We start from the raw sequence: 21593 nt of genomic DNA, 5'->3' as shown, positions 1-21593 counted from the left end.
AGCTGTCCGAAGGTTGCGTATGTCTGCGTTATTGCGTGACGGTCTTGCTGGCCGCTTCTGCTGCCGCCTTGTTGGCCGCCGCCCGTTCGTGGGCGTCGCCGACGGCCTTGGCAGCTTCCGGCGGCATGTAGTTTTCGTCGTGCTTGGCGAGCACTTCGGAGGCGGTGAAGATACCCCCGTCGCCGAGCTTGCCCTGGGCGACGACGCCCTTGCCTTCGCGGAAGAGGTCGGGGAGGATTCCCTGGTAGGCAACCGTCATTTCCTTGTCGGTATCGGTGACCACGAAACGCAGGGTGATGCCGTCCGTCTGCCGCTGCAAGGAGCCTTCCTTGACCATGCCGCCGATGCGGAAACTCTTGCCGGCCGGTGCTTCGCCGGCGGCGACCTGGGTCGGTGAAAAGAAGAACACCAGATTGCTCTGGAAGGCATTCAGCACCAGCAGGGCGACAATGCCGAGAATGGCCAGGCCGCCGACGATCAAGGCAATGCGCTTGTGACGAGGTTTCAAGCTTGACTCCTGTGGGTGTTGCTTGTCGAGCGATTCGCGACCGACTCGTGCTGCTCGGCGCGCAGTTGGCGTTTGAGGCGCGCGACCAGAGTCTTCCGACCGCGAACAAGCAGCATCGGTTCCGCGATCATCAGCACGGCCATGACGCCCACCGAGCCCCAGACGTAGACAGCGTGGTTGCCCATGGCCAGAAATTCGGCAAAACTGTTCCAGTGCATGTGCTTATTCCTTGCCGCTGAGCAGCGCGCGTACCCAGTCGGTGTGCCGTTCGCGTTCGAGCATGATCGTGCGCACCCGCATCAGAGCGATGGCGATGCTGTACATCCAGCAGGCCAGCGCGCAGAGCAGCATTCCCCAGAGCATCATGGCGGCCATGCTGGGGGCCTTGGTCAGGCTCACCGAAGCGCCCTGATGCAGGGTGTTCCACCACTTGACCGAGAAATAGATGATCGGAATGTTCACCACCCCGACCAGGGCCAGGATGGCGCCGGCCTTGTCGGCCCGGCGCGGGTCGTCGATCGCTGCCTGCAGGGCGATGAAGCCGATGTACAGGAAGAGCAGGATCAGCTCCGAAGTCAGGCGCGCGTCCCACACCCACCAGGTGCCCCACATCGGCTTGCCCCACAGGGCGCCGGTCCATAGCGACAGGAAAGCGAAGAGCGCGCCGGTCGGCGCCAGCGCCGAGGCCATCATTCCCGAGAGGCGGATATTGAATGCCAGCCCGATACCGGCCCAGAACGCCATGACCAGGTAGATGAACATCGACAACCACGATGCCGGCACGTGCAGGAAAATGATCCGGTAGCCTTCGCCCTGCTGCGCGTCAGTTGGCGCGATCAGGAAGCCGATGGTCAGCCCGGCAATGCCGAACAGCGCAGCGAGCGCCCAGAACCAGGGGATCAGCTTGCCGGCGAGCGGGTAGAAAGTCTGCGGACTGGCGTATTTGTACCAGTTGATTACTCTGTCAGTCATTTATTCCAGGGCAACTCTGAGAGCCGCGGCAGTGGGCCACGGCGCAAAAAACACGCCGCCCAGCGCGAGAGCGCCAAGCAGCGACAAATGGGCTTGCGGTCCGAGTCCGCTGAGCGTCGCATCGACCGCGCCGGCACCGAAAATCAGCACCGGAATGTACAGCGGCAAGACCAGCAGCGACAGTAGCACGCCGCCACCACGCACTCCCAGGGTCAGCGCCGCGCCAATGGCGCCGATCCCGGACAGTGCCGGCGTGCCGATCAGCAGCGAAACGGTCAGCACCAGCAGCGCATCGCTGCTCAGGTCGAACTGAATACCCAGCACCGGTGCCAGGACGACCAGCGGCAGGCCGGCGACCAGCCAGTGGGCGATAACCTTGCCAAGCACGATCACGCCGAGCGGCTGCGGCGCCAGCGTCAGTTGTTCGAGCGTGCCGTCGCGGTGATCGTCGGCAAACAGCCGCGGCAGCGAAAGCATCGTCGCCAGCAGTGCGGCGACCCACAACACCCCCGGCGCCATGCGCCGCAACTGGTCGGGTTCGGGCCCGACACCGAGCGGAAAAAGGCTGACCACAATGATGAAAAAGAACATTGCCGCGACGATGTCGGCCTGCCGGCGCATCGCCAGGCGCAGGTCGCGGCCGATCACGGCGCGGAGCAATATTAGCATCTCCTTAACTACTGCGGCCGCTGCGTGGCATCGCTGTCGCCAAGCCAGAGCTCACGCACCGCAGCTGCCGGCACGCTTACTGCCTGGTGAGTGGTCAGCACGGCCAGCCCACCGGCCTGCAAATGGGTGCCGATCAGTCCGGCGACCAGTTCGACGGCCGCCGGGTCGAGCGCCACGTAGGGTTCGTCGAGAACCCATAGCGCACGTTTTTCGTTGACCAGCCGGGCCAGCGCAGCGCGCCGTTTCTGGCCCTGCGAAAGATAGCGGCAGGCCAGATCTTCGCGGCCGCGCAGGCCGACCAGGGCCAGTGCGTCGAGCGCTGCGTCCTCGTCAAGCGCCTCCTGCGCCAGCCTGGCCGACGACAGCAGGTTCTCGAGCGGCGTCAGTTCTTCCTTGATCGAATTCTGGTGGCCGAGGTAGCACAGTTCGCTGCGAAACTCCTCGCCGAGCTTGCCGATCGGGCCGCCGCGCCAGCGGATCTCGCCGCTGACCGCTGGCGTCAGGGCGCAGAGCATGCGCAGCAGGCTGGTCTTGCCCGAGCCGTTTTTTCCCTGCACGTGGAGCATCTCGCCGCCATTGAGCCGAAAGCTGACGCCGGCGAAGAGGCTGCGCTCACCGCGTACGCATTCCAGATTCGAAGCTTCAAGCATGCAGAGGGAAATCCTGGCAAAAGGCGAGGGCCGGCGAGGCCGTATTGTGAAGGCGGCAGTTTAGCCGCGGATTGACCGAAATCAAAATCAATTCAAAGGCTTTTGCTATGGTTTGATGAGACTTTCCGGGAGGGTGACGGTGGAACAGGGTGTTCTGCAGCTGGCTCTGACGTGGAATGGCAGGCAAATTCTTGCTGCCGGGGTCGCTTCTACGCGGCCGCTGGCAGCGCGTGCCCTGCGCGGCTTCTCGTTTGCGCGTGTTCTCGAGTTCCTTCCCCGCTTGTTCAGTCTTTGTCGCTGTGCGCAGGATGTCGCGGCGCGTTTGTGCTTGTCGGCGGCGCGCGGGCAGCGTCCGACGATTGCCGCGACACCCGCCCAGACGCAGGCCGTCGCGCTCGAAGTGATCGGCGAACACCTGTGGCGCTTGCTACTCGACTGGCCGTCGCTGCACGGCGAGCCGTCTCGGCAGAACGAGTTCCTGCTCTGGCGCAAGCAGTTGCTGGGCCTTGCCGATGCTGGCGATGGCACGGATGGGCGTGGCGCAGCGGCCTTCGGCGCCCGCTTGCTTGCCTGGCTGGACCATCAGGGCCCGCCGCGCTGCGAGGAGCGCATGCTTGCCGCGCCGGTAGCCTTGCTACCGCGCTTGTCGGCCGCCGACTGGGAGTCGCACTTCGGCGACGACGGTTTTGCCGAACGACCCACATTCTCCGGCGAGGCAGCCGAAACCGGAGTGCTCGCCCGGCAGGCCGAGGATCCCGAGGTGGCGGCACTGCTCAGCGACGGGCGGCGGCTGCAGGCGCGGCTGCAGGCTCGCTACGCCGATCTGCGCGAGTTGGCGCAGGGACTGACCGAAGCCGAGCAGCGGTCGACCTGGATCGATGTGCTGGAGGTCGCTGAAGGTTGTGGGCTGGCGCGGGTCGAAACCGCCCGCGGCACCTTGCTGCACCGCGTCGAGCTCGATGGCGACCGGGTTGCGCGCTACGCCATTGTTGCGCCGACCGAATGGAATTTTCACCCGCAGGGGGCGTTTGTCCGCGAGATGACCGGTCGTCCGGCCGCGACGCGAGCCGAAGCAGCGCTGGCGGCGCGGCGGCTGGCCTTGGCGCTCGATCCCTGTGTGCCTTTCGCGGTGACGGTCAAGGATGCATGAGATGTCGCTGGCCATGGCTGTTCTGCAGATTGTCGAGGACGCCGCGTCTGAACAGCGCTTCCAACGCGTGAAAACGGTGTTCCTTGAAATCGGCGAACTCGCGGCGGTTGAGCCGGAAGCCATGCGTTTCTGTTTCGACGCCGTGATTCGCGGCACGCTGGCCGAAGGGGCTGTTTTGAAGGTGATCGAAGTGGCTGGCGAAGGTTTATGCTTTAATTGCCATCAGACGGTGCCGCTTGCGGCCCGTTACGACCCCTGCCCAGCCTGCGGCGGCTACCCGGTTCAAGCAACCGGCGGTACCGAGATGCGGGTCAAGGAGCTGGAGGTCGAATAATAATGAAGAAGGAGACAGCAGATGTGTACCACTTGCGGTTGCGGTACCGGGGAGACTCGCGTTGCCGGTAGGGTAGTGCCCGGGCAGGAAGAAACTCAGCAGGCCGCACGCGGACACGCGCCGCCGCGGTCAACGGAGCTGGGCGGTGGCGGTGCTCAGCGTCGTATGAGCTATGTTGCGCTGGCCGCTGACGGCGAGCACAGCGCACAGGCGCATGGCAGCACCGGCCACGCGCACCACCATGCACACCCGCATACCCACCTCCGCGCGGACGAAGAGGTGACTGCAGAGGCGACGACCGCCTCGCGTATGGTGCAGATCGAGCGCGACATCCTGGCCAGGAACAATGGCTACGCGGCGCAGAATCGGCGTCGTTTCGACGACCAGGGCATCTTCGCTCTGAATCTGGTGTCCAGTCCCGGTTCGGGAAAGACCAGCCTGCTGTGCCGGACGATTGCGGCGCTGCACGCGAAACTGTCGAAACTGCCGATTGCGGTGATCGAGGGCGACCAGCAGAGCAGCCACGATGCCGAACGGATCCGCGCCAGCGGCGCGCCGGCGGTGCAGATCAATACCGGCAAGGGCTGTCATCTGGACGCGCACATGGTTGGCCACGCCGTAGACGAGTTGGCACCGGCCGATGATTCGCTGCTGCTCATCGAAAACGTTGGCAACCTCGTTTGTCCGGCGGCCTTCGATCTTGGCGAGGCGCACAAGGTGGTCATCCTTTCAGTGACCGAGGGAGAAGACAAGCCGCTGAAATATTCCGGCATGTTTGCCGCTGCCTCGCTGATGTTGCTCAACAAGATCGATCTGCTGCCGCACGTTTCTTTCAGCGTCGAGCGAGCCATCGCTTACGCCAGGCAGATCAATCCGCAGCTGCAGGTGATCGAGGTTTCGGCGACCACCGGAGAGGGGCTGGAGCAGTGGCTGGCCTGGCTGAGCGCAGGCTGCACGGCGCGGCAAGAGAAGAAGCAGGGGACGATGGCCGCGCTGCGGCGCCGCATTGTCGAGCTTGAAGCGCAACTTACTGCTGCTGCCGGGGGCTGACATGACGGAGAACATGGTTTGCCAGAACATCCGCGTCAGTGGCGTTGTCCAGGGCGTCGGTTTTCGCCCCTTTGTCTGGCGCCTGGCCCGCGAGCTTGGGCTTGGCGGCTGGGTTCGCAATGACTCGCGGGGGGTCGAAATCGAGGTCTGCGGTGCGGCTGAGCACGTGAAAACTCTCATCACCCGGCTGGAGCGCGAAGCGCCACCACTGGCCCGAGTCAGTGCCGTGGTCGCTCGTGATGCAGCGCCGGCAGTACACGATGGCCGGGACTTCGTGATCATTGACAGCCGCAGTGGCCGGGCGGGGACGATGATTGGGCATGATACGGCGGTCTGCCGTGATTGTCTGGCCGAGGTCTTCGAACCCAGCAACCGGCGCTGGCGCTACGCCTTTTCCAACTGTACCAATTGCGGACCGCGCTACACCATCAGCCGCGGCCTGCCCTACGACCGGGTGCGCACCAGCCTCAAGCCGTTTGTCATGTGCCCGAAATGTCAGCACGAATACCGCAAGCCCGAGGATCGACGCTTTCATGCCGAGGCCAATTGCTGTCCCAAGTGCGGTCCGCAGTTGCGCCTGGTCGATGCCGAGGCGCAGCCACTGCCGGGCGACCCGCTGGCCGCGACGCTGGCCCTGCTACGCGCTGGGAAAATTGTCGCCATCAAGGGTCTGGGGGGCTTTCATCTCGCCTGCGATGCCCGCAATGCAGTTGCCGTAGCGCTCCTGCGCGAGCGCAAGCAGCGTGACGAGAAGCCCTTCGTGGTCATGCTCGCCAACGCCGCTTCGGCGGCCAAGTTCGTGCAGATGGGAATCGGCGAGCCGGGCTTGCTGACCCTGCCGACGCGTCCGGCGATCCTGATCAAGAAGCGCGGCAATTGCGACGCGGCCTTGCCCGGGGTGGCTCCAGGCTTGAGCTGGCTGGGGGTGATGCTGCCTTACACGCCGCTGCAATTCCTGCTTTTTCACGAAGCGGCGAACCGTCCGCCGGGCCTGGGATGGCTCGACAGGGCGCAGGATCTGGCCCTGGTGATGACCAGCGCCAACCCGGGCGGCGAGCCGCTGGTGGTCGGCAACAATGAAGCCCTGTTGCGCCTCTACGGCATTGCCGACGCTTTCCTGATGCATGATCGCGACATCGTCAGCCGTTGCGACGACAGCGTCGCGCGCATTAGCGGCGGTGGCCTGCAGTTCATCCGGCGGGCCCGTGGCTACACGCCGCGGGCGATCAAGTTGCCGATTTCCGGTCCGTCGGTGCTGGCTGTTGGCGGCTGGTTCAAGAACACCATCTGTGTCACGCGTGGCGACGAGGCTTTCGTTTCGCAACATATTGGCGATCTCGACAACGCCGCGGTCTGCGATTTTCTCGAGGAGAATGTCGCCCAGATGGTGAAACTGCTGGGTGTCGAACCGGCGATCGTCGCACACGATCTGCACCCGGATTTTCACTCGACCCGCTTCGCGGCTGATTTCGCCGAACAACGTCGCCTGCCGCTGCTCGGCGTACAACACCATCATGCGCATGCCGCGGCCGTTCTCGCTGAACACGGCATGCAGGGCAAAGCGCTGGCCTTGTCGCTGGACGGCGTCGGTGTCGGTACGGATGGCGCGGCCTGGGGCGGCGAATTGTTGCGCGTCGATGGCGACAAGTTCCAGCGCCTGGGTTCGCTGGCACCGTTGGCGCTTCCCGGCGGCGACCGCGCCGCCAGCGAACCGTGGCGAATGGCCGCCGCAGTACTGCATCGACTCGGCCGCACGCACGAGATCGCCGAGCGCTTTCCAGGGCAGCAAGCGGCGCCGGCTGTGGCGCAGATGCTGGCTGCCAATGTCAACTGTCCGCCGACATCGAGCATGGGACGGATCTTCGATGCTGCTGCCGGTCTGCTCGGGATCAAGGCGGTGATGGCTTACGAAGGCCAGGCGGCGATGTTGCTCGAGGGCCTGGCGCAGCGTTACGGTGAGGTCCTGCCCCTGGATCTGGGCTGGAAGGTTTTCCAGGGGCGGCTCGATCTGCTGCCCTTGCTGGCTGTGCTGGCCGATGAAAAGAACCCCGAGCGCGGTGCTGCACTGTTTCACGCGACGCTGATTGCCGCGCTCGGCGATTGGCTGCGCGTGCTGGTTCCGGGTGAAGAAGCGGTGGTCGGCAGTGGCGGCTGTTTCCTCAACCAGGTGCTGGTCAGCGGTCTGCGCACGCGCTTGAGTGCGCAGGGGATGCGCCTCGTCGAAGCGCGCCAGGTGCCGCCGAACGACGGCGGGCTGAGCGTTGGTCAGGCGTGGGTTGCCTTGCAGCACCTGGCCGCTCGCTAGGGGGAGCCGACGATGTGTCTGGCCTTGCCCTGTCGGATCGTGGAGCTGCGTGCCGGTGAGCAGGCGCTGATCGACGTTGCCGGGGTTGGCAAGGAAATCTCGCTGGCGCTGGTCGAAGACGTGGCCGTCGGCGACTACGTCATCGTGCACGTCGGCTACGCGCTGACCCGGCTCGATCCCGACGAAGCCGAAAAGACCCTGGCCTTGTTTGCCGAGCTGGGTGAAGCTGCGCTCCGGGAGGCGACACCAACGGTCCCCTGAGGGCCGAAAGACGCGAGTGTGAAAACGGAAGGGGGTGCGCATGAAAGGGTCGCATGAGGAACGCTCGGACAGCAAAAGCGCCTGCCGATGAGGTTCATTGACGAGTTTCGCGACGGTGCGCTGGCCCGCGGTCTGGCCGCGGCGATCAGGCAGGCGGCGCGCGCGGATCGCGATTACTCGTTCATGGAGTTCTGCGGCGGGCACACGCACGCCATCGCCCGCTATGGGGTCACCGATCTGCTGCCGCCCGCGGTGCGTTTGATTCATGGCCCCGGTTGTCCGGTCTGCGTGCTGCCGATCGGGCGCATCGACATGGCGATTCGCCTTGCTCTCGAAGCCGGTGTCACCCTCTGCAGCTACGGCGACCCGATGCGTGTGCCGGCTTCCGCTGGCCTGTCGCTGATCAGGGCGAAAGCGAAGCTGGGCCGGGGAGCGGGGAGTGTGGGGACTGCGGGGAGCGCGGCTGCGGGCGGTGAGATTCGCATGATCTATTCGCCCGCCGACGCCCTGGCGCTGGCGCAGCAGCATCCCGAGCGGCAGGTGGTCTTCTTCGCCATCGGTTTCGAAACCACGACACCGCCGACGGCGCTGCTCATCAAGCAGGCGCAGGCGCTCGGCCTGCGCAATTTCTCGGTGCTCTGCTGCCACGTGCTGACGCCTTCGGCGATCGCCAGCATTCTCGAAGCGCCGGAAGTCCGCCGTTGGGGCACGCTGCCTCTCGACGGCTTCATCGGGCCGGCGCACGTGTCGACGATCATCGGCACCCGCCCCTACGAATTCTTTGCCGAGGAGTACCGCAAGCCGGTGGTCATCGCCGGCTTCGAGCCGCTCGACGTGATGCAGGCGATCTTGATGCTGATCAAGCAGGTCAATGCCGGCCAGGCGCTGGTCGAGAACGAGTTTTCGCGCGCCGTTAGTCGCGACGGCAACCGCAAGGCGCAGCAGCTGGTCTCGGAAGTCTTCGAACTGCGGCGCTCGTTTGCCTGGCGCGGCCTCGGCGAACTGCCCTATAGCGCGCTGCGCATTCGTCAGGAATTCGCCGAATTCGACGCCGAGCGCCGCTTCGCGGTGGCCTATCAGGCGGTCGAAGACCATGCGGCCTGCGAGTGCGGCGCCGTTCTGCGCGGCGTCAAGCGGCCACAGGACTGCCGCATCTTCGGCAGCGTGTGTACCCCGGAAAACCCGGTCGGCGCGTGCATGGTGTCATCCGAAGGCGCCTGCGCCGCGCACTATTCTTTTGGCCGCTTCGTTGATGTCGCCGCGGTTTCTGAAACTCCTGACTTCGTGGTGGCCCCATGAACGGCGTGCGGAAGGGCTACGTGCGGCCGCTTGACCTGCGCCACGGGGCGGTCGACATGACCCACGGCAGCGGCGGCCGGGCGATGGCACAGCTGATCGAGGAGCTGTTCGCCAAACATCTCGGCAACGATTTTCTCGGGCAGCGCAACGACGGCGCGGTGATGCCCATACCGCCGGGCCGGCTGGTGATGTCCACCGACGGGCATGTCGTTTCGCCGCTCTTCTTCCCTGGCGGCGATATCGGTTGCCTGTCGATCAATGGCACGATCAACGACGTCGCCGTTCTCGGTGCGACGCCGCTTTATCTGGCCGCCGGCTTCATCCTCGAAGAGGGCTTGCCGCTCGCCGATCTGCTGCGCATCGTCGAGTCGATGGCGCGTGCCGCCGGCGAAGCCGGGGTGCCGGTGGTCACCGGCGACACCAAAGTGGTTCAGAAAGGGGCCGGCGACGGCGTGTACATCACCACCACCGGTGTCGGTGTCGTGGCCGAAGGCGAGGATTTCTCGGGCGACCGTGCGCGAGCCGGCGACCAGATCATCGTTTCCGGCAGCATCGGCGAGCACGGCATGGCCATCATGGCGCAGCGCGAGAGCCTCGGCTTTGCCGCCCCCATCGTTTCCGACACCGCCGCGCTGCATGGCCTGATCGCCGCCATGCGCGCCAGTGGCGCGGCGATCCGTACCTTGCGCGACCCGACGCGCGGCGGCGTGGCGACGACGCTCAACGAGATCGCCCGCCAATCCGGCGTCGGCATGATGCTACAGGAAAGCGCCCTGCCGGTGCAGGCCGAAGTCGCCGCCGCCTGCGAGTTCCTCGGTCTCGATCCGCTCTACGTGGCCAATGAAGGCAAGCTGCTGGCGATCGTCGCGCCGGAAGACGCCGACAAGTTGCTGGCGGCGATGCGCGTCCATCCCCTCGGCCAGCGCGCGGCGCTGATCGGCAGCGTGCATGCCGACGCGCAGCATTTCGTGCAGATGACCACCGCTTTCGGCGGTCGGCGCATCGTCGACTGGCTGACCGGCGAGCAGTTGCCGCGCATCTGCTGAGCGGGGCAAGAATGCGCATCCTGATTCTTTGCCATGCCTTCAACAGTCTCAGCCAGCGCCTGTACAGCGAACTGGCGGCGCGTGGTCACCAGTTGTCGGTCGAGTTCGACATTGCCGACTCGGTTGCCGAAGAAGCCGTCGCCCTGTTTCGCCCAGAGCTGATCGTCGCCCCCTACCTGCGCCGCGCGATCCCGGCGTCGATCTGGGAGCAGCACTGCTGCCTGATCGTGCATCCCGGCATCGTCGGCGATCGTGGTCCATCTGCGCTCGACTGGGCCATTCAGGAGGGCGAGCAGGCCTGGGGAGTCACTGTCCTGCAGGCGACCGGCGAACTCGACGCTGGCCCCGTCTGGGCCAGCGAAAACTTCCCGATGCGCGTCGCCAGGAAGTCCAGCCTCTACCGCCACGAGGTGACCGAAGCCGCGAGCTGCGCCGTGCTGCACGCGGTCGAGCGTTTTGCTGCCGGAAATTTCGTGCCCACGCCGCTCGATCCTGCTGCTGCGGGCGTGCGCGGTCGGGCGCGGCCCCTGATGCGCCAGAGCGATCGCGCCATCGACTGGCAGCGCGACGACAGTGCGACCATTCTCGCTCGGCTCAACGCCGCCGACGGTTTTCCCGGCGTCGCCGATCAGCTTTTCGGCGAGTCGTGCCGGCTGTTCGACGCCTGGCCCGAAGACCGGCTGCGCGGCGGTGCACCGGGTGAAGTGATCGCCTGGCGGGAAACGGCGATCCTGCGCGCGACGGTGGACGGCGCGCTGTGGATCGGGCATGTGCGCCGCGAGGAGGCGGGCAGCGCCAAAGTTGACGCCAAGCCTTTCAAACTGCCTGCAACGCAGGCCTTCGCCGCGCAACTGGCGGGTATTTCGGAAGCACCGCTGGCCGGCGCAACAAACAACTTCGCCGCGGCCGGCAGAACCTGGCAGGACATCCGCTACGAAGAGGCCGGGTCGGTCGGCTTCCTGCATTTCGACTTCTACAACGGCGCCATGAGCAGCCGCCAATGCCGGCGCCTGCTGGCTGCCTGGCAGTGGGCGCAGCGGCGGCCGCTCAGCGTCATCGTCCTGATGGGCGGGCGAGACTACTGGTCGAATGGCATCCATTTGCACAGCATCGAAGCCGCCGCATCGCCGGCCGACGAATCGTGGGCCAACATCAACGCCATCGACGACCTCGCCGAAGCGATCATTGCGAACGAAAAGCAGCTGAGCATCGCCGCGCTGCAAGGGAATTGCGGCGCCGGTGGCTGCTTCCTGGCACGCGCCGCCGATCTCGTCTGGGCACGTTCCGGCGTGCTGCTCAATCCGCACTACCGCAACATGGGCAACCTCTACGGCTCGGAGTACTGGACTTACCTGCTGCCGGCGCGGGTCGGCGTCGAAGGCGCGCAGGCGATCATGCGCAACCGCCTGCCGATGAGCGCCACTGCCGGCGTCGCCGCCGGTTTCGTGGATGCCTCCCTGGCGGGCGATCCGGAAGCGTTTCGCGTTGACGTTGCGCGGCGTGCGGCCGAACTGGCTGCTGCTCCCGCGCTGGCCGCGCGCCTGCACGCCAAGCGCGCGCAGCGTCACGCCGACGAGTTGCTCAAGCCGCTGGCCGGCTATCGCGCCGCGGAACTCGCCGAGCTGCAGCGCAATTTCTACGGCTTCGATCCCAGCTACCACGTCGCCCGCTACCATTTTGTGCACAAGACGCCGGCCTCGTGGACGCCGCGTCACCTGGCGATTCATCGCGATCTCGGCTGGAGCGTGCCGCGATGAGCGCCCTCCCGAAAGCGAAGCTGCCGACGGTGCTGGTCGTCGATGACGAAGTGCGCTCGCAGGAAGCCTTGCGGCGAACGCTGGAAGACGACTTCGAAGTGTTCACCGCGTCGAGTGCCGAGCAGGCGCAGGGGATCATGGAAAGCGAGTGGGTGCAGATCGTCGTCTGCGACCAGCGCATGCCGCAGATGAGCGGCGTCGAGTTTCTCAAGAGCGTGCGCAGTCAATGGCCGGATACCCTGCGCATCATCCTTTCCGGCTACACCGACGCCGAGGACATTATCGCCGGGGTCAATGAGGCCGGCATCTACCAGTACCTGATGAAGCCCTGGCATCCCGAGCAGTTGTTGCTGACCCTGCAGACGGCCGCCAACGTCCATCGCCTGCAGCAGGAAAGCCAGCGCCTGTCGGTCGAACTGCGCACCGCCGAGCCGGTGCTGGCGCGTCGCGTCGAAGCGAAAAGCCAGCGCGTCAAACGCGAGTTCGGTCTCGACGCGCTGATCCGCAGCCCGGAAAGTCCGCTCAATGGTGTCTGCGCGCTGATCGAAAAAATCGCCCCTTTCGACCTCTCGGTGCTGATCAGCGGCGAATCGGGCACCGGCAAGGAAATGCTGGCCCGCGCCATCCACTACTGCAGCCGGCGGGCCGACAAGGCATTCGTCACCGAGAACTGCGGCGCGCTTCCCGACCAGTTGCTCGAAGCCGAACTTTTCGGCTACAAGCGCGGCGCGTTTACTGGCGCCTACGAAGACCGCAGCGGCCGCTTCCAGCAGGCCGACGGCGGCACACTTTTTCTCGACGAAATCGGCGACACCAGCCCGGCCTTCCAGGTCAAGCTGCTGCGCGTTCTGCAGGATGGCGAGTTCCGGCCCCTGGGCGCCAGCCGCCCGCATTCGGTCGATGTGCGCGTCGTCGCCGCCACTCATCACGATATCGAGGCCGATGTGCGCGCCGGCAGTTTTCGCGAAGATCTTTACTACCGCCTGGCGACGGTGCCGCTGCACGTGCCGGCGCTGCGCGAGCGGGCAATGGACATTCCGCTGCTGGCCGGCCGTCTGCTCGACGCCAGCCAAAAAATGCTCGGCAAGACGGTCGAGGGTTTCAGCACCGAAACGCTCGCCTGCCTCGCCGCCTACCCCTGGCCGGGCAACGTGCGCGAGCTGCAGAACGAAATCCTGCGCATGCTGGCGCTCTGCGAATCGCCGCGCCTCGGTGCCGAGCTGCTGGCGCCGCGCATCCTGCGCACCCCGGCCTTCGATCAGCAGCCAGACGATCTGCTCGATCTGATCGCTGTTGATGGCGGCCTCAAGGAACGCCTCGAAGCGCTCGAAGCGCGGGTGCTCAAGGAGACGCTGATCCGCCATCGCTGGAACAAGTCGCGGGCAGCCAGCGAACTCGGCCTGTCGCGCGTCGGCCTGCGCCACAAGCTGCTGCGCTACGGACTGGAACGCGGATGAAAGTGCTCTGGCTGCAGGCCGCGGGATGCGGTGGTTGCACGCAGTCGCTGCTTGGCGCCGAGAATCGGGCCGGCGTGCTGGCGCAATTCGCCGACGCCGGTCTCGAACTGCTTCTCCACCCCGCTCTGTCGGAAGCCAGCGGCGACGAGGCGCTCGCGCTGCTGCAGGCTGCCGCCAGCGGCGAGCTGGCTTTCGACATCCTCTGCATCGAAGGCGCGCTGCTGCGCGGACCGAACGGCAGCGGTCGCTTTCAGATGCTCTCCGGCAGCGGCCGGCCGCTGATCGACTGGGTGCGCGAGCTGGCGGCGCAGGCGCGCACCGTCATCGCCATCGGCAGCTGCAGCGCATTCGGCGGCATCATCTCCTCTGGCGAAAACCTCACCGACGCCTGCGGTCTGCAGTTCGACGGCGATCAGGCGGGCGGCCTGCTCGGCCCCGATTTCCGGGCCGCTGCCGGCCTGCCGGTGATCAATGTTGCCGGCTGCCCGGTGCATCCCGGCTGGGTCGTCGATACCCTGCTGGCACTGGCGCTAGGGGCGTTTTCCGAAAGCGACCTCGATCCCTGGCAGCGACCGCGTGCCTACACCGAGCAACTGGTGCACCACGGCTGCCCGCGCAATGAGTACTACGAATTCAAGGCCAGCGCCCAGAGACTCTCCGATCTTGGCTGCCTGATGGAGAACATGGGCTGCAAAGGCACGCAGGCCAACGCCGACTGCAACCTGCGGCCGTGGAATGGCGTCGGCTCCTGCGTGCGCGGTGGCTTTCCCTGCATCTCGTGTACCGAACCCGGTTTCGAAGAACCCGGCCATCCGTTCATGGCAACGCCCAAAATCGCCGGCATCCCGATCGGCTTGCCGATCGACATGCCCAAAGCCTGGTTCGTCGCCCTCGCCGCCTTGTCCAAGTCGGCGACGCCGCGGCGGGTGCGCGAGAATTCGCGCTCCGATCATCCGGTGATCCTGCCGGGAACCAGAAAAAGCGGGCCAAAGTGAGCCGCCGCCTGAGCATCGGTCCCTTCAATCGCGTCGAAGGCGACCTCGAAGTGACTCTCGATATCAGTGACGGACGCGTCGCCTCGGCGCAGGTCTGCTCGTCGCTTTACCGCGGCTTCGAGCAGATTCTGATCGCCAAGCACCCGCTCGACGCCCTGGTCATCGTGCCGCGCATCTGCGGCATCTGCTCGGTGTCGCAGTCGGCTGCCGCCGCTGCCGCACTGGCCGACGCGACCGGTCTGCAAATGCCGGTCAACGGCCGCCTGGCAAGCCAGCTGATTCTTGCCTGCGAAAACCTGGCCGATCACCTGACGCATTTCTACCTGTTCTTCATGCCCGACTTCGCGCGCGCCGCGTATCGCCGTCGCCCCTGGCACGCGCAGGCCGAAAAGCGTTTCAAGGCCGACGTCGGCGAAGCCCTGCGCGAGGTGCTGCCGGCGCGCGCCGACTGGCTGCGCCTGATGGGCTACCTGGCCGGCAAATGGCCGCACAGCCTGGCCCTGCAGCCTGGCGGCACGACGCGTGCGATCACCGCCACCGAGAAAGTCCGCCTGCTCACCGTGCTGCGCGAGTTCCGCGCCTTTCTGAGCCGCTGCGTCTTCGGCGACACGCTCGAGAATGTCGGCGCCCTGCGCAGCGCCGGGCAGCTCACTGCCTGGGCGCAGGGGAGGGCAGCCGACTTCCCGCGCTTCCTCGAAATCGCCGCTGATCTTGGCCTGGAGCGCATCGGACGCGGCAGCGACACTTTTCTCAGTTACGGCGCCTACGTACAGCCAACGGGAGAAGGATCGCAAGAACATGATCGCCAGCATCTCTTCGCCCGTGGCGTCTGGCGCGACGGCGTCCAGGCTTTCGACGAGGCCCTGATCAGCGAAGACGTTGCGCATGCCTGGCTGTTCGGCGAGCAGCCGCTGCACCCGCGCCAGGGCGAGACGCGCCCGCTGGTCGCCGACTTTGCCGACCAGCCCGGCGCCTATACCTGGTGCAAGGCGCCGCGCTACGACGCCCGTGTCGCCGAAACCGGTGCGCTCGCCCGGCAGATGGTCGATGGCCACCCGCTGCTACGCGCGCTGGTCGCCGCCAACGGTGGCAGCGTCCTGGCACGAGTCGTCGCCCGGCTATTCGAAATCGCCCTCGTCGTACCGGCGATGGAAAGCTGGGTACGTGCACTGACGCCCGGCGAGCCGTTCTGCAATCAGTGGCAGCTACCCGATCAGGCCACTGCCGTCGGTCTCGTCGAAGCCGCCCGCGGCGCACTCGGTCACTGGTTGCAGATCGAAGGCGGCAAGATCGCCCGCTACCAGATCATCGCCCCGACCACCTGGAACTTCTCGCCGCGCGACGCTGGCGGTGTGCCCGGCGCGCTCGAGCAGGCGTTGGTCGGCCTGCCGGTGGGTGAGGGTGAAAGCATGCCGCTCGTCGTGCAGCACGTCGTGAGGTCGTTCGATCCCTGCATGGTGTGCACCGTGCATTGAAAAAATGCGTGGAATCAGTTGCTGAGCGGCATTCTCCATTCGGCCGTGATTCGTGCGTTGCGCCCACACCGTCGCCAGGGGTGCGATTGACAGTGCTTTATGGCGGTCAATATACTTTCGCCGGCATTGCCGGATTCCTTGTTCGTGCCGGCCAGAAAATCTCTCTCCAGCGATCAGGCGCCAACCAGTTCGCGGCCAGGGGCCAGGCGCTACGGCGTGGCGCTTGCAGCGAAGACCATGCGCCTGTTTCACTTTCACACTTCTCCTCTTCCTCTATCTCGCCATGACCACTCTAATTCTCGGCCTCGTGATTTTTCTCGGTGTGCATTCGGTGCGCATCTTCGCCGACGACTGGCGCAGCGGGGTGCGTGCGCGCATCGGCGCGAACGCCTGGAAGGGCGGCTACTCGCTGCTCTCTCTGCTCGGCTTTGCTCTGTTGGTCTGGGGTTATGGTCAGGCGCGGCTCGATCCCGTGCTGCTGTGGAGTCCGATGATCGGGACGCGCCATTTCGCGGCACTCCTGATGCTGCCATCGTTCATCCTGCTGGCCGCTGCCTATGTGCCGCGGAACGGGATCAAGGCACGGGTGCACCATCCGATGGTGCTGGCCGTCAAGATCTGGGCGCTGGCGCACCTGGTGGCCAACCACACGCTGGCCGATCTGATCCTTTTTGGCAGCTTGCTGCTCTGGTCGGTGCTCGATTTCCGCTCGTCACGGCAGCGCGATCGCGCCGCTGGCACTGTCTATCCGGCCGGCACCCAGTCCGCCACTGTCGTCACCGTAGCGGTGGGGGCGGTGGCCTGGGCCGTGTTTGCGTTTTGGGCGCACGCCTGGCTGTTTGACGTGCGACCGTTCGGCTGAAGCGCCTGCGCTTAGAGCATAGGGAGCCGCAACCGATTCCCTTCTGCCCAGCAGCGAGGATCTGCGAAACCGCTCAGAAGCGGTGGGAGACGGTTAGCCCGATCGCCGGTGCGCTGTTGTACTCGTCGCTGTAGACGTCGTGGCCGCCGGCGTTGTCTACCGTCAGCTTGCCGTTGACGAATCCCGCGGCATAGAAGTCGGCGCGGGTGGATTTGTCGATGCTATATGACAGCCGCGCGAAGAGTGGAATGAAGCGGTTTTCGCCTATGCCGCCGGGTACCGGACCGTCGTCGTTCAGACGGAAGCGATACGAGCGGTAGGAGCCGCCACCGCCGACTTCCCAGCGCTCGGAAAGCGCGTAGGCAAGCTCCAGTCCGGCGCCGCCTGCCGGTCCAGCCTGTAGCGGGTTGCCCAGACGCAGACGGTCGCTGATCTTCCAGTTGACGAGCAGGAAGGGGAAAACCTTGTTTTCGTCGATCTGGCGAAAGACTCCCAGGCCGAAGCCGAGCACGAGATCCGGAGAGACAGTCCGGGTGGCGGTCAGCAGCGCGCCGTAGTTCAGCGAGTCGCTGGCTTTGGCGCCGGATTCGCCGCTCCATTCAACGCTCGGGCTGAAGCCCAGCCGCCAGTCGGGAGCGATGGCGTAGGAGAGATTCAGGCCGACCAGCGGCGCGTTCAGCCGCGACCACGGTGCGCGGCCAGCGAAGGCTGCTGGCTTATCCCAGTTCCAGTCCTGATAATCGTAGCGCAGGCTGAAGCCGGCAGCGACCTGCGGCGTGAACTGACGCGTGACGTTGCCGCCGATCTGCACGCCGGCCCAGTGAAAACTACCACTGTGATCGAGGTTGGTGTCGAATTGATTGATCCCGGTGATTGATCCCGAGGCTCTCACCTCGCCCGGCTGCAAGCTCTGGGCGAAAACCGGGGTGGCAAGGAATGCAGCTGCGATCAGCGCCGTCAGGCCGACGATTGATGTGCTGGGGTGATACGGCATTTGAGTGGCTCCGATGGTGGGAAGGGTAACACCGCGGCGATTGTGGCGGCCAACTCGATGCTGCGCATGTCCAGGTGGAAAGCGCCCATCACGGCATTGCCGGCTGTTCCGGGGGAGTGAGTAGATTGACAGGAAAGTTATATTGCCTAGGACAGATGATCTATATTAAACCAGATGGTAGCATATATATCGCGTTGTTGCCACTTGTTGTGTAATATTGTCCAGGACAACAATGCTTTCAAAGTGAGGTTCTAGCGATGAGTTACTTCCCGTTTCCAGCCGGCGCCCACCATCGGTGGGCGGGTCTGTTGCTACTTTTCCTGTTTGGATTGGGTGCCTGTTCAACGGCACCACCCGTCGGCATGACCCCAGTGGCGCCCTTCGATCTGACGCGCTACGAAGGAAAGTGGTACGAGCTGGCGCGGCTTGACCATTCGTTCGAACGTGGACTGAGCGATGTCAGTGCCACCTATCGCGCCCAGCCGGATGGCAGCGTCGAAGTGATCAACCGCGGCTACGACAGCGAGCGCAAGGACTGGCAGCAGGCAGTCGGGCGAGCCTTGTTCACGGGCGACCCGAATCGTGCCTCGCTCAAGGTGTCGTTTTTCGGGCCCTTCTACGGCGGCTACCATGTCGTCGCTCTGGACCAGCAGAACTACCGCTGGGCGATGGTCGCCGGGCCGAATCGTGACTATCTCTGGATACTCGCTCGGGAGAAGCAAATCTCGGCGGACCTTCGTGATCGCCTGCTCAGCCAGGCGAGGACGCTTGGTTTCGCTGTCGAGCAGTTGATCTGGGTCGATCAGACGCGCCAGGATGGCTAGCGTAGTCCTGCACTCCTGATGAGACTTTCGGCAACCAGCTCACACCCACCCACCGTCATTGCGAGGAGGCGAAGCCGACGCGGCAATCCAGGGTTTGGCTTTTGGCCTTGTCAATAGGTCAATGCGGCGGGAAATAGGGAGAGGATGGAACTGGCTTGCCACGTCGGCTGCACCTCCTCGCAATGACGTGAGGGGCAGGCGTTTCCAGAATGACCGCAAGTAAAAGTCTGGTCCGGCCCCGAAGTGGCTGCCGCTTCAGCCACGCTCTTCCAGCGATCTGCGCAGCGCGGCCATCTCGTCGTTGAGGCGGCGGATTTCGGTCATCACTTCGTGGTGCTCGTTGTCCACCAGCTCGCGGGTTTCTTCCTGCTCGGCGTGTCCGGTGACGCTCATCGCATCGACGACAATGGCGATGAACAGGTTGAGCACTGCGAAAGTGGTGAGCAGGATGAAAACGATGAAGAACAGCCAGGCCTGCGGATAGACTTCCATCACCGGTCGCACGATGCCCATCGACCACGATTCCAGGGTCATCACCTGGAACAGGGTGTAGAAGGATGCGCCGATACTGCCGAACCACTCCGGGAAGGCGTCGCCGAACAGCTTGGTGCTCATCACTGCCGCGACGTAGAAGACGAGCAACAGCAGCGCCAATACCGAGATCATCCCCGGAACGGCCTTGAGCAGGGCGTCGACCACTTTGCGCATCGACGGCACCACCGACACCAGCCGCAAGGCGCGCAGAATGCGCAGGGCACGCAACACCGAAGCCCCTTCGCCGAAGGGGGCGAGGGTGATGCCGACGATCAGGAAGTCAAAAACGTTCCAGCCCGCACGGAAGAACCGCAGGCGATAAACCACCAGCTTGGCAAGGATTTCGACGACGAAGATGGTCAGCGCCGCACGGTCGAGAACGAACAGCAGGCCGCCGGCGGCGTTTATTGCCGACGGCCAGGTTTCCAGACCAATGGTGATCGCGTTGATCACGATCACCGTGATGATGAAGTTCTGGAAGCTGCTGGATTCGATGATCGATTGGAGCTTGTGCATGCGCGGGAGTGGTGTCGTGGGCGGTCGCGCGACGAATTTTACCAGTGCCAGCGAGGGGAAATGTCGACGATAGTCGCCGCCGCGCGTGGCCGGACCGTGATCGCTGCGGCCGGGCGGACATCTTCCTCGCAAGGCGCTTGCCGTCGGTCAAGGACCTGCGGACAATGCCCCTTCTGCCTTTACCGATGACGTGCCCGAAGAGATGAGCCTCGACTACGCCACCCTCGACCTGCTGCGCCAAAATCATCCGGCCTGGCGGCTGCTGCGTTCGGATCACGCTGCGCTGGTGGCGAGCTTCCTGCAGCGCGTGTTCATCGCTCCGAATGTGCGGGTGATGGCACAGGCGGATCTGGCCGAAGCGCTGGAAGACGAGCTGTTTGCGCTGCGCGATCGCTGCGGCGCCGAGCTGTTCCCGAAAGCGGCGCTCGACTATCTCAACGACTGGGCGGCCAACGACAAGGGCTGGTTGCGCAAGTTCTACGCGCAGGGCTCGGACGAACCGCATTTCGACCTCACGCCGGCCACCGAGAAGGCCATCGCCTGGCTCGATACGCTTGCCGCGCGCAGCTTCGTCGGCACCGAGTCGCGCCTGCTCACCCTCTTCGAGTTGCTCAAGCAGATGAGTGAAGGTAGCGAAACCGACCCGCAAACGCGCATCGCCGAGTTGCAGAGGCGCCGTGACGACATCGATGCCGAGATCGCGCGCGTGCTGTCGGGCGACATGCCGATGCTCGACGACAGCGCGCTGCGTGACCGCTTTCAGCAGTTCGTCGCCATGGCGCGCGAGCTGCTCACCGACTTTCGCGAAGTCGAGCACAATTTTCGCGGCCTCGACCGCCGCGTGCGCGAGCGCATCGCGCTCTGGGAAGGTGCCAAGGGCGCCTTGCTCGAAGAAATCATGGGCGAGCGCGACGCCATTTCCGACTCCGACCAGGGCCGCAGCTTCCGCGCCTTCTGGGACTTCCTGATGTCGAGCAGCCGCCAGGAGGAGCTTTCCGCGCTGCTCGAACGCGTGCTGACCCTGCCCGCAGTCGCCGAACTGCGGCCCGACGCACGTACCCGGCGGGTCCACTACGACTGGCTCGAAGCCGGCGAGCACACGCAGCGCACCGTCGCCCAGCTTTCACAGCAGTTGCGCCGCTTTCTCGACGACCAGGCCTGGCTGGAAAACCGCCGCATCATGGACATCCTGCACGGCATCGAAGCCAAGGCGCTCGCCCTGCGCGAAACACCGCCGCCGGCAAACGACGTGATGAGCATCGCCGACACCGCCGCACTGATCGAGCTGCCCATGGAGCGGCCGCTGTACACGCCACCGATCAAGCCGTCGATCGCCGACCTGGCCATCGAGGCCGGCGACGAAGACGTGGACGCCGCCGCGCTGTTCTCGCAAGTCGTCGTCGACCGCGCGCAGCTCGCCCGGCACATTCGCCAGTCCCTGCAGGGCCGCGCGCAAGTGACCCTGCGCGAGCTCTGCGCAACGCGTCCGCTCGAACACGGCCTCGCCGAGCTGGTCGCCTACCTGCAACTTGCCGGTGACAGCTTCAAGAGCGTGATCGACGAAGACGTCAGCGAGCTGATCGTCTGGCGCGGCGCCGGGGCGGACGGCCAGGAGTACTCGAAGCAGGCACGGCTGGCGCGGGTGATCTTTGTTAGCGGCTAAGCCTTGCCGACGGGCGAAGGGAGCGTGCTGGCGCGTGGTATCCTCAGCCCTGCCAAAGGGGTTTTAGCGGAGCTGGCCGGATGAAAGATCATTACGATTTCAGCAAGGGCGTGCGTGGCAAGTTCTACGCTTCCGATGCGGTTGTCCGCTTGCCGGTTTACCTCGATGAGCAGGTGGAGCGGGTGGCAAGCCTGCAAGTCGCCAGTGATGGTGTCGCGAGGCAATCAAAAAGTGCACGAGAAGTAAACGAGAAGTAGGCGCGGCTGTTGCCG

22 protein-coding genes are annotated in these 21593 nt (G+C 65.1%); 15 read left to right on the top strand and 7 right to left on the bottom strand.

Annotated elements, in window-relative coordinates; translation table 11 throughout:
* Nucleotides 1–28 precede the first annotated feature (28 nt).
* From ccmE to ccmA, 5 genes are read right to left on the bottom strand one after another with little or no spacing between them, the layout of a single operon-like run.
* Nucleotides 29–508 (bottom strand): cytochrome c maturation protein CcmE, encoded by a 480-nt coding sequence (ccmE, locus tag V5B40_RS08015; protein ID WP_332353988.1) that lies wholly within the window; start codon nucleotides 506–508, stop codon nucleotides 29–31.
* Entirely contained in the window at nucleotides 505–726 is a 222-nt protein-coding gene (ccmD, locus tag V5B40_RS08010; protein ID WP_332353987.1) for a heme exporter protein CcmD, read from the bottom strand. Before ccmD ends, ccmE begins: the two co-directional genes overlap by 4 nt.
* Nucleotides 727–730: 4 nt before the next feature.
* Nucleotides 731–1480, bottom strand: coding sequence for a heme ABC transporter permease CcmC (gene ccmC, locus V5B40_RS08005; protein ID WP_332353986.1), 750 nt, complete (start codon nucleotides 1478–1480; stop codon nucleotides 731–733).
* The gene (gene ccmB / locus V5B40_RS08000; RefSeq protein ID WP_332353985.1) at nucleotides 1481–2149 is read right to left on the bottom strand and encodes a heme exporter protein CcmB; all 669 of its coding nucleotides are present in this window, start codon (nucleotides 2147–2149) and stop codon (nucleotides 1481–1483) included. It abuts the gene before it with no gap.
* Nucleotides 2150–2157: 8 nt separating this feature from the next.
* The gene (ccmA, locus tag V5B40_RS07995; RefSeq protein ID WP_332353984.1) at nucleotides 2158–2799 is read right to left on the bottom strand and encodes a cytochrome c biogenesis heme-transporting ATPase CcmA; all 642 of its coding nucleotides are present in this window, start codon (nucleotides 2797–2799) and stop codon (nucleotides 2158–2160) included.
* A gap of 139 nt (nucleotides 2800–2938) precedes the next feature.
* On the opposite strand from ccmA, the gene V5B40_RS07990 reads away from it, so the two are divergent.
* From V5B40_RS07990 to V5B40_RS07935, 12 genes are all read left to right on the top strand, one after another.
* The gene (locus V5B40_RS07990) at nucleotides 2939–3949 is read left to right on the top strand and encodes a nickel-dependent hydrogenase large subunit (RefSeq protein ID WP_332353983.1); all 1011 of its coding nucleotides are present in this window, start codon (nucleotides 2939–2941) and stop codon (nucleotides 3947–3949) included.
* Nucleotides 3942–4283, top strand: coding sequence for a hydrogenase maturation nickel metallochaperone HypA (gene hypA, locus V5B40_RS07985; protein WP_332353982.1), 342 nt, complete (start codon nucleotides 3942–3944; stop codon nucleotides 4281–4283). Before V5B40_RS07990 ends, hypA begins: the two co-directional genes overlap by 8 nt.
* A 21-nt stretch (nucleotides 4284–4304) precedes the next feature.
* Nucleotides 4305–5333, top strand: a complete 1029-nt coding sequence (hypB, locus tag V5B40_RS07980) for a hydrogenase nickel incorporation protein HypB (protein WP_332353981.1) — start codon at nucleotides 4305–4307, stop codon at nucleotides 5331–5333.
* Between the two features lies 1 nt (nucleotide 5334).
* Nucleotides 5335–7638 carry a carbamoyltransferase HypF gene (gene hypF, locus V5B40_RS07975; RefSeq protein WP_332354171.1) on the top strand — a complete coding sequence of 768 codons (2304 nt, stop codon included), beginning with the start codon at nucleotides 5335–5337 and terminating at the stop codon, nucleotides 7636–7638.
* Nucleotides 7639–7650: 12 nt separating this feature from the next.
* Nucleotides 7651–7899: a HypC/HybG/HupF family hydrogenase formation chaperone gene (locus V5B40_RS07970; protein WP_332353980.1), complete on the top strand. Its 249-nt coding sequence runs from the start codon at nucleotides 7651–7653 to the stop codon at nucleotides 7897–7899.
* Between the two features lie 87 nt (nucleotides 7900–7986).
* On the top strand, nucleotides 7987–9198 hold the full coding sequence (gene hypD / locus V5B40_RS07965) for a hydrogenase formation protein HypD (RefSeq protein ID WP_332353979.1): 1212 nt from the start codon (nucleotides 7987–7989) through the stop codon (nucleotides 9196–9198).
* Nucleotides 9195–10244 (top strand): hydrogenase expression/formation protein HypE, encoded by a 1050-nt coding sequence (hypE, locus tag V5B40_RS07960; RefSeq protein WP_332353978.1) that lies wholly within the window; start codon nucleotides 9195–9197, stop codon nucleotides 10242–10244. Before hypD ends, hypE begins: the two co-directional genes overlap by 4 nt.
* Before the next feature lie 11 nt (nucleotides 10245–10255).
* Complete coding sequence (locus tag V5B40_RS07955; RefSeq protein WP_332353977.1) at nucleotides 10256–12001, top strand: hydrogenase maturation protein; 1746 nt, start codon at nucleotides 10256–10258, stop codon at nucleotides 11999–12001.
* Complete coding sequence (locus V5B40_RS07950) at nucleotides 11998–13458, top strand: sigma-54-dependent transcriptional regulator (RefSeq protein ID WP_332353976.1); 1461 nt, start codon at nucleotides 11998–12000, stop codon at nucleotides 13456–13458. The genes V5B40_RS07955 and V5B40_RS07950 overlap by 4 nt, the downstream gene beginning before the upstream one ends.
* Nucleotides 13455–14453, top strand: coding sequence for a HupU protein (locus V5B40_RS07945; RefSeq protein ID WP_332353975.1), 999 nt, complete (start codon nucleotides 13455–13457; stop codon nucleotides 14451–14453). Before V5B40_RS07950 ends, V5B40_RS07945 begins: the two co-directional genes overlap by 4 nt.
* Nucleotides 14450–15928, top strand: coding sequence for a nickel-dependent hydrogenase large subunit (locus V5B40_RS07940; protein WP_332353974.1), 1479 nt, complete (start codon nucleotides 14450–14452; stop codon nucleotides 15926–15928). Before V5B40_RS07945 ends, V5B40_RS07940 begins: the two co-directional genes overlap by 4 nt.
* Nucleotides 15929–16211: 283 nt before the next feature.
* Nucleotides 16212–16790 (top strand): NnrU family protein, encoded by a 579-nt coding sequence (locus tag V5B40_RS07935; RefSeq protein ID WP_332353973.1) that lies wholly within the window; start codon nucleotides 16212–16214, stop codon nucleotides 16788–16790.
* Between the two features lie 73 nt (nucleotides 16791–16863).
* On the opposite strand, the gene V5B40_RS07930 is transcribed toward V5B40_RS07935, so the two are convergent.
* Entirely contained in the window at nucleotides 16864–17784 is a 921-nt protein-coding gene (locus V5B40_RS07930) for a hypothetical protein (protein ID WP_332353972.1), read from the bottom strand.
* A 257-nt stretch (nucleotides 17785–18041) separates the two neighbouring features.
* On the opposite strand from V5B40_RS07930, the gene V5B40_RS07925 reads away from it, so the two are divergent.
* Nucleotides 18042–18608 (top strand): lipocalin family protein, encoded by a 567-nt coding sequence (locus tag V5B40_RS07925; RefSeq protein ID WP_332353971.1) that lies wholly within the window; start codon nucleotides 18042–18044, stop codon nucleotides 18606–18608.
* Nucleotides 18609–18863: 255 nt separating this feature from the next.
* Here the strand turns inward: V5B40_RS07925 and V5B40_RS07920 are convergent, their stop codons facing one another.
* Complete coding sequence (locus V5B40_RS07920; protein ID WP_332353970.1) at nucleotides 18864–19658, bottom strand: ion transporter; 795 nt, start codon at nucleotides 19656–19658, stop codon at nucleotides 18864–18866.
* Nucleotides 19659–19860: 202 nt separating this feature from the next.
* Between V5B40_RS07920 and V5B40_RS07915 the strand changes: the two genes are divergently transcribed.
* Both V5B40_RS07915 and V5B40_RS07910 read left to right on the top strand, forming a co-directional pair.
* Nucleotides 19861–21321: a DUF3375 domain-containing protein gene (locus V5B40_RS07915; RefSeq protein ID WP_332353969.1), complete on the top strand. Its 1461-nt coding sequence runs from the start codon at nucleotides 19861–19863 to the stop codon at nucleotides 21319–21321.
* Nucleotides 21322–21401: 80 nt separating this feature from the next.
* A complete protein-coding gene (locus tag V5B40_RS07910; protein WP_169067794.1) occupies nucleotides 21402–21578 on the top strand; it encodes a hypothetical protein in 177 nt (58 codons plus the stop codon).
* The last annotated feature ends 15 nt before the right edge of the window (nucleotides 21579–21593 follow it).

This window comes from Candidatus Accumulibacter meliphilus (assembly GCF_036625345.1).
Lineage (GTDB): Bacteria > Pseudomonadota > Gammaproteobacteria > Burkholderiales > Rhodocyclaceae > Accumulibacter > Accumulibacter meliphilus.
The sequence above is the reverse complement of the archived record's forward strand: the minus strand, read 5'-3'. Positions and strand labels throughout refer to the sequence as shown.

Coding starts and splice junctions, on each gene's coding strand:
- V5B40_RS07925 (WP_332353971.1), top strand. CDS start 18,042: ATGAGTTACTTCCCGTTTCCAGCCGGCGCCCACCATCGGTGGGCGGGT.
- hypB (WP_332353981.1), top strand. CDS start 4,305: ATGTGTACCACTTGCGGTTGCGGTACCGGGGAGACTCGCGTTGCCGGT.
- V5B40_RS07945 (WP_332353975.1), top strand. CDS start 13,455: ATGAAAGTGCTCTGGCTGCAGGCCGCGGGATGCGGTGGTTGCACGCAG.
- hypD (WP_332353979.1), top strand. CDS start 7,987: ATGAGGTTCATTGACGAGTTTCGCGACGGTGCGCTGGCCCGCGGTCTG.
- V5B40_RS07915 (WP_332353969.1), top strand. CDS start 19,861: ATGAGCCTCGACTACGCCACCCTCGACCTGCTGCGCCAAAATCATCCG.
- ccmD (WP_332353987.1), bottom strand. CDS start 726: ATGCACTGGAACAGTTTTGCCGAATTTCTGGCCATGGGCAACCACGCT.
- V5B40_RS07930 (WP_332353972.1), bottom strand. CDS start 17,784: ATGCCGTATCACCCCAGCACATCAATCGTCGGCCTGACGGCGCTGATC.
- hypA (WP_332353982.1), top strand. CDS start 3,942: ATGCATGAGATGTCGCTGGCCATGGCTGTTCTGCAGATTGTCGAGGAC.
- ccmC (WP_332353986.1), bottom strand. CDS start 1,480: ATGACTGACAGAGTAATCAACTGGTACAAATACGCCAGTCCGCAGACT.
- hypE (WP_332353978.1), top strand. CDS start 9,195: ATGAACGGCGTGCGGAAGGGCTACGTGCGGCCGCTTGACCTGCGCCAC.
- V5B40_RS07910 (WP_169067794.1), top strand. CDS start 21,402: ATGAAAGATCATTACGATTTCAGCAAGGGCGTGCGTGGCAAGTTCTAC.
- V5B40_RS07955 (WP_332353977.1), top strand. CDS start 10,256: ATGCGCATCCTGATTCTTTGCCATGCCTTCAACAGTCTCAGCCAGCGC.
- hypF (WP_332354171.1), top strand. CDS start 5,335: ATGACGGAGAACATGGTTTGCCAGAACATCCGCGTCAGTGGCGTTGTC.
- V5B40_RS07970 (WP_332353980.1), top strand. CDS start 7,651: ATGTGTCTGGCCTTGCCCTGTCGGATCGTGGAGCTGCGTGCCGGTGAG.
- V5B40_RS07935 (WP_332353973.1), top strand. CDS start 16,212: ATGACCACTCTAATTCTCGGCCTCGTGATTTTTCTCGGTGTGCATTCG.
- ccmB (WP_332353985.1), bottom strand. CDS start 2,149: ATGCTAATATTGCTCCGCGCCGTGATCGGCCGCGACCTGCGCCTGGCG.
- V5B40_RS07920 (WP_332353970.1), bottom strand. CDS start 19,658: ATGCACAAGCTCCAATCGATCATCGAATCCAGCAGCTTCCAGAACTTC.
- ccmA (WP_332353984.1), bottom strand. CDS start 2,799: ATGCTTGAAGCTTCGAATCTGGAATGCGTACGCGGTGAGCGCAGCCTC.
- V5B40_RS07950 (WP_332353976.1), top strand. CDS start 11,998: ATGAGCGCCCTCCCGAAAGCGAAGCTGCCGACGGTGCTGGTCGTCGAT.